The organism is Grimontia sp. NTOU-MAR1 (genome assembly GCF_035758505.1).
GTDB classification, from domain to species: Bacteria; Pseudomonadota; Gammaproteobacteria; order Enterobacterales; family Vibrionaceae; genus Enterovibrio; species Enterovibrio marinus.
On the sequence record NZ_CP142109.1, the window covers coordinates 873,394 to 887,892 of the forward strand.

Annotated in this window: 14 protein-coding genes and 1 riboswitch; of the genes, 7 read left to right on the forward strand and 7 right to left on the reverse strand. The window is 48.5% G+C overall.

The genetic code is table 11. The features are described from left to right. Nucleotides 1–211: 211 nt before the first annotated feature. Nucleotides 212–304: riboswitch (cyclic di-GMP riboswitch) on the forward strand. A 95-nt stretch (nucleotides 305–399) separates the two neighbouring features. After that, a complete protein-coding gene (gbpA, locus tag VP504_RS21905; protein ID WP_325894161.1) occupies nucleotides 400–1,965 on the forward strand; it encodes an N-acetylglucosamine-binding protein GbpA in 1,566 nt (521 codons plus the stop codon). Nucleotides 1,966–2,120: 155 nt separating this feature from the next. Here gbpA and VP504_RS21910 read toward each other — a convergent pair whose 3' ends face one another. Together VP504_RS21910 and VP504_RS21915 are read right to left on the reverse strand one after the other, a co-directional pair. Further along, nucleotides 2,121–2,624, reverse strand: coding sequence for a L,D-transpeptidase family protein (locus VP504_RS21910; RefSeq protein WP_442788918.1), 504 nt, complete (start codon nucleotides 2,622–2,624; stop codon nucleotides 2,121–2,123). 164 nt (nucleotides 2,625–2,788) lie between these two features. Next, a complete protein-coding gene (locus VP504_RS21915; RefSeq protein ID WP_325894163.1) occupies nucleotides 2,789–3,364 on the reverse strand; it encodes a hypothetical protein in 576 nt (191 codons plus the stop codon). 162 nt (nucleotides 3,365–3,526) lie between these two features. Here VP504_RS21915 and VP504_RS21920 point away from each other — a divergent pair, with 162 nt between their 5' ends. Continuing rightward, entirely contained in the window at nucleotides 3,527–4,138 is a 612-nt protein-coding gene (locus VP504_RS21920) for a hypothetical protein (protein ID WP_325894165.1), read from the forward strand. Between the two features lie 458 nt (nucleotides 4,139–4,596). Here the strand turns inward: VP504_RS21920 and VP504_RS21925 are convergent, their stop codons facing one another. After that, nucleotides 4,597–5,628: an extracellular solute-binding protein gene (locus VP504_RS21925; protein ID WP_325894166.1), complete on the reverse strand. Its 1,032-nt coding sequence runs from the start codon at nucleotides 5,626–5,628 to the stop codon at nucleotides 4,597–4,599. Nucleotides 5,629–5,922: 294 nt separating this feature from the next. Here VP504_RS21925 and VP504_RS21930 point away from each other — a divergent pair, with 294 nt between their 5' ends. Next, complete coding sequence (locus VP504_RS21930) at nucleotides 5,923–6,168, forward strand: hypothetical protein (RefSeq protein WP_325894167.1); 246 nt, start codon at nucleotides 5,923–5,925, stop codon at nucleotides 6,166–6,168. Nucleotides 6,169–6,372: 204 nt separating this feature from the next. On the opposite strand, the gene VP504_RS21935 is transcribed toward VP504_RS21930, so the two are convergent. From VP504_RS21935 to VP504_RS21950, 4 genes are all read right to left on the reverse strand, one after another. Beyond that, nucleotides 6,373–7,761, reverse strand: coding sequence for a class II fumarate hydratase (locus VP504_RS21935; protein WP_325894168.1), 1,389 nt, complete (start codon nucleotides 7,759–7,761; stop codon nucleotides 6,373–6,375). A gap of 16 nt (nucleotides 7,762–7,777) precedes the next feature. Continuing rightward, complete coding sequence (locus VP504_RS21940) at nucleotides 7,778–8,158, reverse strand: hypothetical protein (RefSeq protein ID WP_325894169.1); 381 nt, start codon at nucleotides 8,156–8,158, stop codon at nucleotides 7,778–7,780. A 153-nt stretch (nucleotides 8,159–8,311) separates the two neighbouring features. Next, nucleotides 8,312–8,740 carry a thioredoxin TrxC gene (gene trxC, locus VP504_RS21945; RefSeq protein ID WP_325894170.1) on the reverse strand — a complete coding sequence of 143 codons (429 nt, stop codon included), beginning with the start codon at nucleotides 8,738–8,740 and terminating at the stop codon, nucleotides 8,312–8,314. 79 nt (nucleotides 8,741–8,819) lie between these two features. Then, nucleotides 8,820–9,713, reverse strand: coding sequence for a LysR family transcriptional regulator (locus VP504_RS21950; RefSeq protein WP_325894171.1), 894 nt, complete (start codon nucleotides 9,711–9,713; stop codon nucleotides 8,820–8,822). Nucleotides 9,714–9,893: 180 nt separating this feature from the next. Here VP504_RS21950 and VP504_RS21955 point away from each other — a divergent pair, with 180 nt between their 5' ends. From VP504_RS21955 to VP504_RS21970, 4 genes are all read left to right on the forward strand, one after another. Beyond that, nucleotides 9,894–10,298, forward strand: coding sequence for a RidA family protein (locus VP504_RS21955; RefSeq protein ID WP_325894172.1), 405 nt, complete (start codon nucleotides 9,894–9,896; stop codon nucleotides 10,296–10,298). Between the two features lie 42 nt (nucleotides 10,299–10,340). After that, nucleotides 10,341–11,789 (forward strand): aldehyde dehydrogenase family protein, encoded by a 1,449-nt coding sequence (locus VP504_RS21960; protein WP_325894174.1) that lies wholly within the window; start codon nucleotides 10,341–10,343, stop codon nucleotides 11,787–11,789. A gap of 22 nt (nucleotides 11,790–11,811) precedes the next feature. Next, nucleotides 11,812–12,798, forward strand: coding sequence for a membrane dipeptidase (locus VP504_RS21965; RefSeq protein ID WP_325894176.1), 987 nt, complete (start codon nucleotides 11,812–11,814; stop codon nucleotides 12,796–12,798). 89 nt (nucleotides 12,799–12,887) lie between these two features. Beyond that, nucleotides 12,888–14,459, forward strand: a complete 1,572-nt coding sequence (locus VP504_RS21970; RefSeq protein ID WP_325895422.1) for a BCCT family transporter — start codon at nucleotides 12,888–12,890, stop codon at nucleotides 14,457–14,459. Nucleotides 14,460–14,499: the final 40 nt, after the last annotated feature.

The window sequence follows — 14,499 nt, forward strand, 5'->3', positions numbered from 1 at the left end:
TATCTCTCAGTTAAAAAGCCAGACATTCTGTATAGGATGTCTGGCTTTCTCTTCCTATGTACAGCAGGTTATGTCACTGCTTGACCAGAACAAATAATCGCCTAAATGACACAGAAATTGTGATCTTTATTCACTAAATGGATCGATGGTGACGTAAGAGATAAAAAAAAGATTGTGCGCTATCAATTTCTGAATACGATGCGCGCCATTCCAAAGTCAACGGCAAACTGCCTGAAAAGGTAGGACGCAAAGCTTCCGGTCTAAGGGTGATTTGAATGTCACTTACGATAGCGGGGCCGCCATTTTCGAAAGACTGATTTCAGCCCTGAAAATGTTCCGATGCGAAAGTTTGTCCGTGCTTGGTTAACAAAACAAAAATAGCCATTAGGAAGCACACAAATGCTCAAACTTAAAACCACTCTTCTACCTATTACTGCTGCACTTTTCAGTGCCAGCGTTATGTCTCACGGCTACATCAGTGCGAAAGAAGGCGGCATTGCTGCTGGCCGCGCTGCGCTGTGTAAATACAGTACACCAACCGGAGAGCAGAACTCTGCTTGTGGTCAAGTTCAATGGGAGCCCCAAAGTGTTGAAGGCCCGGAAGGCTTTCCTGAGCTTGGTCCTGAAGATGGCAAAATCGCCAGTGCTGGATTAATCCAATTTTCTCCACTTGATGAGCAAACCGCATCGCGTTGGGTAAAACAGCCAATCAAAGCGGGTCAAAATGACTTCGAGTGGACTTTCACTGCTAACCATGTCACGCGAAACTGGGAATACTACATCACTAAAGCAGACTGGAATCCGAACCTGCCACTGGCGCGCAGTACCTTCGATCTGAATCCTTTCTGTGTGGTTGAAGGTAACATGCAAAAGCCACCAAAAAGCATGCTACATACCTGTGATGTACCAGAGCGTGAGGGCTATCATGTGATTCTAGCCGTTTGGGATGTGGGCGATACCGCGGCGGCTTTCTACAATGTGATTGACGTAAATTTTGATGGCGACACGCCAGTGCTGCCAGAATGGACGCAAGGCGGTCAAATCAATCCGGGCATGAATCTGGCGAAAGGCGATGCAGTGTTTACCCGCGTGTTTGATTCAGAAGGCGAGCGCCCTGAGCTGTCTACCCGTCTTGAAATCGACAGCGAAAAGGCTGGCGAAGCCAATACTTGGGCTTACAATCTGGCAACCAAAATCAACCAGACCAATGAAAACATCCAAGCAGGTCAGCGTGATGCCAATGGTGTCTTTAACCCTGTGTTTGGCGCGAACCCAATTTACCTGAAATCTACCAGCGGTATGACCCGCGTGGAAGTCGGTTATGAGATTGAGTCACCAGAGCCGGATTACACTGTGACTATTGAAGGCGTAGCGCAAGAGTACGTGATTCGTGACGGTGAAGTCGCACTGGATCTGGCTGTTACGGCTTCTGGTGGTCTGACTGTTGAAATGACAGTATACAATCACGCACAGGAAGCACTCGCTTACGAAAAACTGTCTCTGGCAGATAGCGCGTCCAAAGCGGTTGAGATGGTGTTGAATGGCGCGAAAGTGGGTCACCATATGCTGGTCTCCCGCGCGAAAGATGTCGAAGGTAATCTGGTAGACCAGCAAATGTTTGACTTCTTTCTGGTAGAGCAAGGCGAGCAATGTGGCACAGATCCTGAAGCAGCAAACCACCCGACATGGTCAAACGTCACCACTTACACAGGCGGTGAGAAAGTCAATTTCAATGGTCTGGTTTGGGAAGCAAAATACTGGGTTAAAGGCGCAACACCAGACTCAAGTGATGCGTGGAAACTGATTAGCAAAATGCCAGTAGCCTGGACATCAGGCAAAGCGTATCTGGCAGGTGAACAAGTGATCTTTGAAGGTCGTCTGTATCAGGCAAACTGGTGGGTAAACAGCAGCCCGGCTTCTTCACCTGAAGCTTGGAGCGACAAAGGCGCTTTCGACTGCGAATAACTTAACGATAAAAAGCAAGAAGCAATATAAGGCCGATGTGGGTGACTACATCGGCCTTCTCCATATACCAGACGACCTGAAGATGCTCGCTGAATCCTGCATTTTCAGGTTGTTTGGGTATATAAGGGCTCTCGCTTGGCATTCAATTTAATAAGTTACCACTCAATATCAATCGGTGTTCCGATCCTTACCAAGCTGAGAAACTCATCCATTTCCTCGTTGTCGATGGCAATGCAACCGTCTGTCCAATCCTGACCGCGTTTGATACTGGGGTGCGGGCCATTTCCGTTCTTTTGCCCGTGGATCATTATTTGACCTCCGGGGTCAAAGCCTAGCTTTGCAGCACGTTTGGTATCGGTGTCATTAGGGTAGTTGATACGAATAGAGCGATAAAAACTGGATTTTTCATTGATAAGGTCAAGAAAGTAGCGACCTTCAGGGGTTCGTTTATCCCCCTCGCGGAGTTTATGTCCTTTAGGATTAGCACCAAGGGAAATGCTGTACCAACGGACGATTTTGTTTCCTTGAATCAGATACATCTTACGGGCCGACTTATCGACTTTCACCAAATCAATCTTATGCTCGGTTTCCATGCTACTGGCTGAGAAAACAACACTACACAGCAAGACAAAGCTCAGCATACTGAACAGTGATTTCATAGAGTCCCTGATATTTTTAATGTTCTATTCATTATTGGTGACAACGCAATCAGATAAGCGATATGGCGAGTAAAACAAGAGATACCAAGAAGGTAGTGCTTCAGAACTGATATTAAACCCCCTCAGCGCGATGGGGCTCTCAGATTGCTTATTGTGTATGGATCTTACTCGGCGAGGATATCAATGCAGCTATCCCAAGTCTTTTTGGCAACCGCATCATGAGAGGAAGACTTCGCGTAAACGGCGTCGATAACTTCATAAGGCTTGGTTGTTTTGTAACTGGCAAACATGATGTAAGCGTCAAGCTTGGGGGAACCAGCTTGCTTCAGAACATGGGCACCACCTGCTACCAAAGATTTCTGTGCACAATAGCTTGCGATATTCAATCGCTCCGCTGGGACGTTAGCGACTTTCAGTGCACATTGATCGAACAGGTCGACAGAGTAATCCCAAGCACTGGTAAAATCGTGAGCGTAAACATCTTCAACTAGATTGAGTTTGATTTGCGCGGTGGTACCGTTGGAAAAGCGATCAATTTGAGACTGTTTGGGTTGCTCTTGTAACTTCTGGGAGGCGACAAGATATGCCATATCTGCAAGCTCAGCGCAGTAAGACATTTGAACCGTTTCTTTATTGCTATATAGCTGGATAGGTTTAATGGGTTCTGGCTGGTTTGAGCAGGCGGAAAGTGTAGAGACTGATAAAGTCAGAATTAGCAGAGGACGAGTCGGTGCCATCATACTTCCTTATTGACTGCGTCGAATCGGGACATCAAAAACAAAGGGTCATTATACCCAGCTCCCCTCATTTGTTTTGTTTTCATATTGAGATCTAAACACAGCAAGCTTTATCCCCAAACGACTTGAGGATGCTGGATTCAGCGAGATAGACTGGCGTTGTGATTGCGGCAATATAAGCATTCTCAGGTTGTATGGGCTACTTATCGCACACCTGACCTTTCTGGTTTTCAAATCGCTGTCGGTGTGATGGACCCGAGCAAGAAGAGCGCAAACAGCTCGGAACACAGCCCTCGATTTGAAAGTGAAATCACTTACACCGGTGACTTTGATGCTGTTGATTTCAAAGCCTATATCAATGGTGTGACTCAAAGTTCGAAAGACAGTTATGGCACTGTTGATTCGGATTGTCTGGACGGTGGTGTCCGCGTTGGTTTCGGTGGTGTAGCTCTGAACGCTTCTGGGTTCAGCACTAAAGGCCTAGGAGATGTGGCTGGCTTGGATACTATCGTGAGTACAGAAAAGACCAAGTCAGATGGCTATTTGCTGCAAGGATCTTACACCTTTGATAGTGAGCGATTTGTGCTGTCCTACGGCAACACTGAAGTCGACACTGATGGAACCAATACGCTGGAGTACGCAAACAAAGCGGTTGCTTGGTTCCATACTGTGAATAGCAATCTGACCCTGGTGGCAGAATATAACCGTACCGAAGTGAACGAAGGTAACACCGAGAAAAACAACACCTACGCGTTAGGCGCCGTAGTCACTTTCTAACGGTTGTGAAGAGTACCCTTAAACCACGCCTGGTTTGTTAAGCACGATATGTTAGCGCTGAGAGGTCGCTTTCTGTAGTGTGCTAATGGCGTTAAGTTTGGCTTAGAGCTTGACGCCACTTTTTCATTCTAAAAAAAACACCCCAAGAAAAACTATTGCAACTCCCGTTGGTTGGCGTGGGAAAGAGCAAGAACAACTGCCTTGGGGTGTATAGAAGAAACCGCTTTCACAAAGAGTATTCAATACCGTAAAAAACGGATCTGAAATTCGTTTAAAAGAGGGTGAAAATATGAGAGATGAGACGTTGTATCATAAGTGGTTTACTCATGAAAAGTGGGGGAAATGCATGGTAAGTAACATTATCTAGATGACTAGCCCACTTTGCATACTAATATTGAATATACCCATACAATAAGGACCGCTGTAACAGCAGCCCTTAAAGACAGTTTTAAACGGAATTACTCGCCGGTTTTCAAACGCAGGAAGTAGTTCTCATACTTCTCGGTCAGGTTGCCAACGGCATCTTGCCACTCACCACGGTCAATGTCTTCTTGTGGTGGGAACAAGGTTGGGTTGTCTTTGTAGACGGCGTTAGATTTCTCAACCGCAGTCAGGTAACCGGTATCAGCGCTGATTTTTGCTGCAATCTCTGGACGCAGAAGGAAGTCGATCATCTTGTGAGCCGCTTCAGTGTTCTTCGCGTTCTTTGGAATTGCCAGACTATCTACCCAGAAGATACCGCCTTCTTTTGGCCATACCAGTTCAATCGGAAGACCTTCACGTTGTGCCGCGGCTGCAGAGCCATTCCACAGCATGCCCAGACCTACTTCACCGGACAGGTAAGGGTTCGCCGGGTTGTCTGAGTTAAATACCAGTACGTTTGGCATCAGCTTCTTCAGTTCTTCGTAGGCTTCGTCGATCTGTTTTGGATCGGTAGAGTTACCCGAGTAACCCAGCTTACGCAGCGCGATATGGAACACTTCTCGGGTGTCGTCCATCAGCATGATTTGGCCTTCGAGCTCTGGGTTCCAGAGATCTGCCCAGCTATCGAAATCTTCCGGGTTGTACATGTCTGTGTTTACTGCCAGACCTGTCATCGCAATCACGTGAGGAATGGAGTAATCGTTGCTTGGATCGAACGGCTTGTCGAGGTAGTTCTTATCCAGCTCGGTGAAGTTGTTCAATTTCGAATGATCGATTTTCTGGAGCATACCTTCATCGCGCATTTTCGCTACGAAGTAGGTTGAAGGCACCACAAGATCATACCCTTCTGGGTGGGTTTTCATTTTCGCATACAGGGTTTCGTTCGACTCGTAAGTTGAGTAGATAACCTTGATGCCGGTTTCGCGGGTGAATTGCTCTAACAGCTCAGTTGAGATGTAAGGACCCCAGTTCGCGAAAATCAGTTGATCATCAGCAGCTTGTGCCGGTGTGGTGAACATAGCGGCTGCACATGCAGCGCTGGCCAGAATTGAAGACCATTTTTTCATTGTCGGTTTCCACCTCCAAAGGCCCCCTCGATAGGGCGCATTAATACTCCAGGGATACATCATCATCCCCGCGTTAACATCTGATTTTACTCAGAGAATCTCGTCGGTTGGGCGGTCAGAAAGACATCCGAGCCCGAAAAAATCGGCGCGATATTACAGCCGAAACCCAGTACTGGCAACTGATTCAGGCCACTGAACGCCACTGTTCGCTTAGTGTTGGGACTGTGTCTTGCTTCCACGGCCTGCAGCGTGGAATAATCCGCGCAATATTCAAACCACAATAACTGTGAATTTATGACTGACAAAATTGATTTCATCAGCACCCTCGAAGAACTGGAAACCTTCCTGATCGCGATTGAAAGCGGTGGTCTGGGACTGACAGGTGTAGCGGGTGTTGCGCTTGCAACCAACAATGCTACCGGTCAGCCGTTTCTTGCCGTGCTGGACGATAAACATCAACTGATCCTTGCGCGCGATGTAACGCCTGAAGTTTTTGAAAATGGCAAAGATTTGGTTCGTTACGGGCCGAAAAAGCACTAACTCCTGATTTAGAAAGTTTGCTTTCATTAACGACAAACGCCCTCAGTTGAGGGCGTCAGTCAACTCCCCCGAAGGGGGCCCTCAATGCGCCCACTTTTTCGTTAAATTCAACGGAAATAGAACGACTATTCCTCGCCAAATTTGCCTCGAATTGAACGCATTGATAACCTCTGAATTCAAGCATCTTCAGGTCGTTTGGGTATGCTATTCTGCCAACCCACCTTGGGTGAGTTGGGTAGGATCGAGCAAGCGTGTTAACGCTTCTCTGTCTAAATCTGTCTCTTCTTCCGCAACATCAATGATGGCTCGACCTTCTTTGTATGCCTTTTTGGCGATTTCTGCCGCTTTCAGGTAACCAATCACGGGGTTGAGCGCAGTAACCAAAATGGGGTTTTTCGCCAGCGCAACATCCAGATTTTCTTTCCTGACCGTGAAAGTGAAAATCGCTTTGTCTGCCAGTGCACGTGAACTGTTACTGAGCAGTTCAATACTTTCCAACACATTGTGAGCAATCACTGGAAGCATCACGTTAAGCTGGAAGTTGCCAGATTGGCCTGCCACGGTGACGGTGGCATCGTTACCAATCACCTGCGCTGCTGCCATGGCTGCGGCTTCAGGAATCACAGGATTCACTTTGCCCGGCATGATGGAAGATCCTGGTTGCAAGCCTTGAAGCTCAATTTCCCCCAGTCCCGCCAATGGGCCGGAGTTCATCCAACGTAGATCATTGGCAATCTTCATGATGGCTACAGCAGCCGTCTTGAGTTGGCCAGATAAAGCGACCATGGCGTCTTGACTGCTGAGGTTGAAGAAGAAGTTTTCGCTGGCTTCAAACTGCGTGCCTGTCGCTTGTGACAGGTTGTGGGCGAATGCGGAAGCAAAGCGCGGATCCGCATTAATACCCGTACCAACGGCAGTTCCACCTTGAGCGAGAGCCTTAACGGCTTTCAGGCTGCGTTCAATGCCTTGTTTGGCATGCTCAACCTGGAACTGCCAGCCACCGAGCTCCTGATCAAAGGTCACTGGCATCGCATCCATCAAATGAGTGCGCCCTGTTTTGACCACGGCACCGATATCTTCACGCTTCATATGCAGTGTATGGGAGAGGTGCGCCAAAGATGGCAGAAGGTGCTTTTCAATCGTCAAAGCGGCGCTAACTTGAATCGCGGTAGGGATTACGTCATTGCTGCTTTGGCCCATATTTACATGGTCATTTGGGCTAACGACATCGCCGAGCTTGGCGCTGGCGAGCGTCGCAATCACTTCATTGGCATTCATGTTAGAACTGGTGCCAGAGCCGGTTTGGAACACATCGACAGGAAACTGGTCGAGGTATTCACCATCAATGATCTCTTGGGCAGCTTCAGAGATTGATTCAGCAATATCACCTTGCAGCAAACCTAGTTGTGCATTAGTGATAGCGGCGGTCTGCTTAATGTATGCCAAGGCCTGAATAAATGTCGCTGGCATGGTGTGTCGACTGAACTGGAAGTTGTCCAACGCGCGCTGAGTTTGGGCTTGGTAGAGGGAATCGGCAGGGACGCGGATTTCGCCCATGCTGTCTTTTTCAGTTCGGTATTCTTGCGTAGTCATACAGAGTCCTTTTTCTTTAATCCAGCGGCGCTTGAAGGCGTTGTAATTCGAGTTGTAGTGAGAGGAACTTCTGTTCCCCGCCATGGCGGCGTTTATAAAAACGTTTTAGTGCAATCAGAGGTTCGTGAATCATGTTCAGGCATACATGGCGGAATTGCTGCGAGCGTTCGGGGTCCCGGATGGCTTCAATCAGCGCGAAGTAAACCTGACGCAGATAAAGCTCGGCGAGCAGCGGGCTTTCATTCTCTGCGCCTAACTCATGGTAGGAAGCTAGCGTGACACCAGACTGAATGAAGTGGTAAACCACATCAGGTTCATAGCCCCAGACAATGTCTGAATGATTAAACCTTTCCAACGACTGAAAATACTCTGTGTATAAAAACGTTCTGTCGATCATCTACCAGCCCTGATTTATTTCTAGATAATGATAATTATTATCATTTAATGTTTTTGATAACAACCCCTTGGTTTTTGTCGTTATTAGGGTTTCCAGTCACCAGAGACAGAAAAGGGGCGCATTAGCGCCCCGCAAAATGAAGAGTGAAATCGATTAAATTGTCTCGGATAGCCAGCCGTTAAACTCATTTTGTGGCAACGCACCGTTGATTTGCTGAGCCATCTTACCATCCTTGAACACCATAATGGTCGGGATGCTGCGGATTCGATATTTAGCTGCCAGCGCTTGCTGTTCTTCTGTGTTGACTTTGACAAAAATAGCGTCTTCTTGCTTACCTTTTGCCGTGGCTTCAAATACTGGCGCGAATCCCTGACATGGGCCACACCAAGGTGCCCAGAAATCAATAACCACAGGCTTACCAGAAGCGAGCAGGGCGTCCATGTTGTCATCAGTACCTTCAATCGGTTTTCCTGTGAGCAGCGAAGACTTACAAATTCCGCAGCTTGGATTCTCATCAACGCGCTCAGCCGGAATGCGATTCAGCTTATTACAATGTGGACAACGCACGGTTAATGTACTCATTTTGAAAACCTTTCCTTTGATTTGCTTGGGTGTAGATTATTCGTATCCTGGCTTTGAGGCCATTTCATTTCTCCTATCGTTAGGATTGGTCTTTCCTATCATCAGAAATTCGCGCTTTGCACAGCTCGTAAAATTCATAAGCCTGTGGCGAAAAGTAACGATCTTTCAACCGTAAGATACCAATTTGCCTTTCCACATAGGGCGTTGTTAGGGGGAGCCAACAGAGATCCCTCTCATCATCTGGGAAAGCGAGCTTAGGCAGGGTAGTAATGCCTATCCCAAGCTTTAAAACGGAAAATAGGGAAGTGATGTTTTCGACGCTGTAGCGTGCATTAGCAGCAAGTACATTGGCATGCGTGGGCTCAAGCAGGGTGCAGGTGCCATTTTTTACAAAAGGAAGCGCCACCAGATCCTGCCATTCAATGTCCCGCAATTGTTTGGAAAGGGGATGGTCGTTAAGGCAAACCACGCCGAGAGGGTCAGCTAGCAATGGGGTAAACTCAATGCGTTCATCCTGAATATGGAGACAGTTCCCCAGTGCTAAATCTACTTCACCTGCGAGCAACCTTGCTTCTACACCCGCCGCATTGTCATCAACCAGAGCGACATCCACGTTGGGATGATTTTCTGTGTAGCTTGCCAAAACGGTAGGGATCAACTTGGCGGCAACGGAGGGCACACTTGCAATTCTGACCTGGCCTAACTGGCCTGCGGCTGCGGCGCAGAGGTCAGAGTTCAACTCCTCATAGAGTTTCAGGAACTGGTTGATTTTGGGAAGACAAAACTCGCCAAAAGGGGTCAGCTTTGCTTTGTGTCCGGTATCAAACAGTGCCTGCCCTAGTATCTTTTCCAGTTCTTTGACTGAGGTTGACAGGGCCGCCTGCGAGCGATTTGCCTTTGATGCGGCAGCGCGAAATCCCCGTTGTTCTGACACCAGAGAAAAGTGTTTCAACTGCTGCAGTTTGATATCCATACACACCAAATCCTTTCTTGATATACCCAAACAATCTGAACTCACGCATCTTCCGGTTGTTTGGGTATGAATGATAAATAAAACTGAACAATTGAAAAAAATTAACCGTTCGTTTTATCAACAATTGTAAGGCAGACTTTAATCAATTGTTAACAAATTGACAAAGAGAGTCTTAATTCAATGTTGCCCCAAGAAAATCGCCACGTAGAGAAATCCGTGATTAAAACTGACTTGTTTGCCTCAAAAGCTCCGCTTGAGTGGGCGGTTGGGTATAACGGCACGCTCTACACCGCTCAAATCCCTATTGATAAACAAGGTCAGTTGGTGAATGGCGGGATTGAAGCGCAGACCCGTCAAACCATGAATAACCTGATGCACACACTTGAAAGTGCAGGTGTGACTAGCTCTGCGGTACTGCAAGTGTTGATTTATGTGACTGACCGTAACTACCTCCATACTGTTAACAAGGTCTACGCCGAATATTTTAATGCGCCATATCCAAACCGTGCGGCCATGGTTGTGGCGGATTTAGCAAGGGAAGGCATGTTGGTGGAGCTGGTGGTGTATGCCGCGCTTCCTCAATAACGAATGAATTTGAAATAAGAAATAGAGATCAAGGAGTCAACGATGAGCCTGAACAGAGAAAACGCACTCTACATTGGTGGAGAATGGTGTCAGGGAAACCGTACGGTTGCCAACATCAACCCATCTAACATTTCCGAGTCTTTGGGGGACTTTGCGCAAGCCAGCCAAGCTCAGGTTCATCAGGCGATTGCCAGTGCACGTGAAGCGCAGCCAGTTTGGGCGAAAACGCCTCTGGAACAAAAACAGAAAGTGCTGCAAACCATTGGTGATGAGCTGATTGCACGTTGTGATGAATTGGGCCGTTTGCTTTCCAGCGAAGAGGGCAAACCTTTCGCAGAAGGTCGTGGTGAGATTTACCGTGCGGGGCAATTTTTCCAATACTATGCGGCAGAAGTGCTGCGTCAAATGGGTGAAATGGCTGAATCTGTGCGCCCCGGCGTTCAGGTCGAAGTCACCCGCGAAGCGGTGGGCGTGGTTGCGATCATTTCGCCATGGAACTTCCCGACGGCGACCGCCTCTTGGAAAATTGCGCCAGCGCTGGCATTTGGCAACAGCGTAATTTGGAAGCCTGCCAACCTGACACCGGCAAGTGCTGTGGCGCTCGCAGACATCATTCACCGTTCTGGGCTGCCAGCAGGAGCATTTAATCTGGTGCTGGGCTCTGGTTCTGAGGTGGGCGACACCCTGATCCACAGCAGCGAAATTGATGCTGTCAGCTTCACGGGGTCTGTGGATGTGGGCCGAAAAGTAGCAGCAGCGACGGCGCCTAATTTTGTTCGCTGCCAGCTTGAAATGGGCAGTAAGAATGCGTTGGTCATTGCCGATGATGCTGATATCAACATCGCGGTAGAAGCGACCATAGCTGGCTCATTTTCAGGGACTGGCCAGAAATGTACCGCGTCCTCCCGTCTTATCGTCCTTGATAGTGTTCATGATGCTTACGTTGAAGCACTTTCCGCTCGTATGCAGCAACTGAAAGTCGGACATGCATTGGAAGACGGCGTATTTATGGGGCCAGTCGTCGATGATCGCCAACTCTCTTCGAACCTTAAGTGGGTGGAAAGAGCCCATGAACTGGGTGCAGAACTGGTGACAGGTGGTGAGCGTTTAACCCTTGAAAACGACGGTTATTACATGGCACCGACCTTGTTCATTAATACCCAAAACGATTGGGATATTAATCAGGAAGAACTGTTTGCACCCATGGCCTGTGTACAGCGTGTTGGTTCTCTGGATGAGGCCATAGCAAAAGTGAATGAAACCCGTTTTGGCCTGACTGCGGGGATTGTGACATCCAGCCTTCGCAGCAGTGCCCTCTTTAAACAACAAGCCCAAACCGGTTGTGTGATGGTGAATCTGCCAACAGCAGGGACTGACTACCACGTACCGTTTGGCGGCCGTAAGGAATCCAGCTTTGGTCCGCGCGAGCAGGGCCAGTATGCACGTGATTTCTACACCATCGTGAAAACGGCTTACCAGCGCGCGTACTAATTGATCAGGGTAGGGACAGCTTATGTATCAGGACGAAATCATTATCGATGGATTGCAGTACTGCCTCTGGGACAGAGCGTACTTTGAATCGCTCAAACAAAGTGGAGTGACTGCGGTTCATGTGACCTTGGTGTACCACGAGACTGCGCGTGAAACGCTGACCCGTTTTGCTGAGTGGAACTTACACTTCGAGCGAAACAGCGATTTGATCATGCCTGTTATGTCTATGGATGACGTTTTCAAGGCGAAACGTGAAGGCAAAGTTGGGATCTTCTTTGGTGCCCAGAATTGCTCGCCGATCGACGATGAAATCGGCCTGATTGAGGTGATGCGTAAGCTTGGTCTTTTGATCATGCAGTTGACCTATAACAACCAGAGCTTGCTGGCGACGGGTTGTTATGAGCAGGAAGACAGCGGCGTAACCCGCTTTGGTAAGCAAGCTATCGCAGAGATGAACCGTGTTGGCATGATCGTGGATATGTCTCATAGTTCTGAACGTTCAACGCTGGAGGCGATTGAGTTGTCCTCGCGCCCTATCTGTATAAGTCATGCAAACCCCCAGCATGCGCATCCTGCGCTTCGCAATAAGTCGGATGAAGTGATCCGTGCTTTGTGCGAAAGAGGTGGTTTGCTTGGCTTCAGTCTTTACCCTTTCCACCTTCCTGGCGGCAGCGATTGCAGCCTGGAAGACTTTTGCCGAATGGTCGCAGATACCGCTGAAATGGTGGGTGTAGAACACCTCGCTATTGGCAGTGACCTTTGTCAAAACCAGCCACAGAGTGTTCTCGAATGGATGCGAAATGGTAGATGGTCAAAAAGCCTCGATTATGGAGAAGGCTCGGCCTCAAACGCTGGTTGGCCTGCGGCTTTGCCGTGGTTCCCGGAGACCAGCGGATTAAAAAATATTTATCAGGGATTGCGCGAAATTGGATTCAGTGAACAGGAAACGGCAGGGATACTCGGCCGCAACTGGCTCACTTTTTTGGAAGACGGCTTAAAGCCGGAATAAAAACATTTCGCGAGGCGGGATAACCCGCTCACAAGGAGCAAGGTTCTTGGACGCTAGTTCAGGAGCTAACGACAACGTGGAGACAGATGATGTCTGAATTACTCAATGCAGAGAAGACAAGCACTGTAAATAAGGAACAAAGTGTCTGGGTGAAACTGGGTCTTGATAATCCGGTTTTTTGGATGAGCGGCGGTTTTCTCACGCTGTTTGTGGTGACAGCGCTTGTTGATAACAAGCTTCTGTCTTCGCTGGTTAATGCTGGCTTCAGTTGGAGTGTGTCCTTCTTTGGCCCTTACTGGCAGTTGCTATTGCTGGCGACATTTTTGATTGGTATTGCACTGGCGTTCAGTCCAGGTACCGGTAGGGTGCGCTTAGGTGCGATGGACAAACCCGAAATGGAAGGTTTCAAATGGCTGGCAATCATTCTTTGTACCCTTTTGGCTGGCGGTGGTGTCTTCTGGGCAGCGGCAGAGCCGATTGCTCACTTCGTTAATCCTCCTCCACTGTATGGCGTGCCTGAAGGCAATATTCAGCGTCAGGCTTTTAATGCATTGGCACAGTCCTTCATGCACTGGGGTTTCCTTGCCTGGGCTATCCTCGGCACCCTCACCACCATTGTGTTGATGCACCTTCACTATGACAAAGGGCTACCGCTGAAACCGCGTACTCTGCTTTACCCGGTATTCGGTGAGCGCGCCATGACAGGTATGTTTGGTGCGCTGATTGATGCTTGCTGTATCATTGCGGTTGCGGCGGGAACCATTGGGCCAATTGGCTTCCTTGGCCTGCAAATCAGTTACGCACTGAATGCGTTGTTTGCATTGCCTGATGGCTTTACGACCCAATTTATTATCATCCTCTGTGCGATAGCTATTTACACCATTTCAGCATTGAGCGGCGTTAACCGCGGTATCCAGATTCTGAGCCGTTACAACGTGATTCTGGCGGTTGGCCTCATGGCTTATATCCTTTTGGTAGGCCCAACTGATTTCATTATCAATGGTTACCTGCAAGGTGTTGGCACCATGGTCGACAATTTCATCCCTATGGCTACCTTCCGCGGTGACATGGGCTGGCTGAGCTGGTGGACCGTATTCTTCTGGGGCTGGTTCCTGGGATACGGTCCGATGATGGCAATCTTTATTGCGCGTATCTCCCGCGGCAGAACGATCCGCCAACTGGTCACCACGATCAGTATCATTGCACCGCTTATCACCTGCTTCTGGTTCACCATTGTGGGCGGCTCAGGTCTGGCTTTTGAAATGGCAGAACCTGGCTCAGTCAGTAAAGCGTTCGAAGGCTTTAACCTACCAGCATCGCTGCTTGCGATCACTCAGCAACTACCGTTCCCAATGTTGATGTCCATTCTGTTCCTGATCCTCACCACCGTGTTCATTGTCACCACAGGTGACTCCATGACTTACACCATCAGTGTGGTTATTAGTGGTGATCTGAACCCGAATGGACTGATGCGCACGTTCTGGGGTGTCATGATGGGGGCAACGGCCATTATTCTTATCTCGCTTGGCTCAGGTGGTGTTTCGGCACTTCAATCTTTCATCGTTATCACAGCAGTGCCGGTATCACTCATCCTGCTGCCATCGCTGTGGAATGGTCCGAAAATCGCTCTTCAAATGGCGAAAGACCAAGGACTGGATTAACCGTCGTGAAATGACAGTTACAAGGCAAATATGGGACAGC

Coding starts and splice junctions, on each gene's coding strand:
- VP504_RS21930 (WP_325894167.1), top strand. CDS start 5,923: ATGACTGACAAAATTGATTTCATCAGCACCCTCGAAGAACTGGAAACC.
- VP504_RS21965 (WP_325894176.1), top strand. CDS start 11,812: ATGTATCAGGACGAAATCATTATCGATGGATTGCAGTACTGCCTCTGG.
- VP504_RS21915 (WP_325894163.1), bottom strand. CDS start 3,364: ATGATGGCACCGACTCGTCCTCTGCTAATTCTGACTTTATCAGTCTCT.
- VP504_RS21940 (WP_325894169.1), bottom strand. CDS start 8,158: ATGATCGACAGAACGTTTTTATACACAGAGTATTTTCAGTCGTTGGAA.
- VP504_RS21925 (WP_325894166.1), bottom strand. CDS start 5,628: ATGAAAAAATGGTCTTCAATTCTGGCCAGCGCTGCATGTGCAGCCGCT.
- VP504_RS21935 (WP_325894168.1), bottom strand. CDS start 7,761: ATGACTACGCAAGAATACCGAACTGAAAAAGACAGCATGGGCGAAATC.
- gbpA (WP_325894161.1), top strand. CDS start 400: ATGCTCAAACTTAAAACCACTCTTCTACCTATTACTGCTGCACTTTTC.
- VP504_RS21960 (WP_325894174.1), top strand. CDS start 10,341: ATGAGCCTGAACAGAGAAAACGCACTCTACATTGGTGGAGAATGGTGT.
- VP504_RS21950 (WP_325894171.1), bottom strand. CDS start 9,713: ATGGATATCAAACTGCAGCAGTTGAAACACTTTTCTCTGGTGTCAGAA.
- VP504_RS21910 (WP_442788918.1), bottom strand. CDS start 2,624: ATGAAATCACTGTTCAGTATGCTGAGCTTTGTCTTGCTGTGTAGTGTT.
- trxC (WP_325894170.1), bottom strand. CDS start 8,740: ATGAGTACATTAACCGTGCGTTGTCCACATTGTAATAAGCTGAATCGC.
- VP504_RS21970 (WP_325895422.1), top strand. CDS start 12,888: ATGTCTGAATTACTCAATGCAGAGAAGACAAGCACTGTAAATAAGGAA.
- VP504_RS21955 (WP_325894172.1), top strand. CDS start 9,894: ATGTTGCCCCAAGAAAATCGCCACGTAGAGAAATCCGTGATTAAAACT.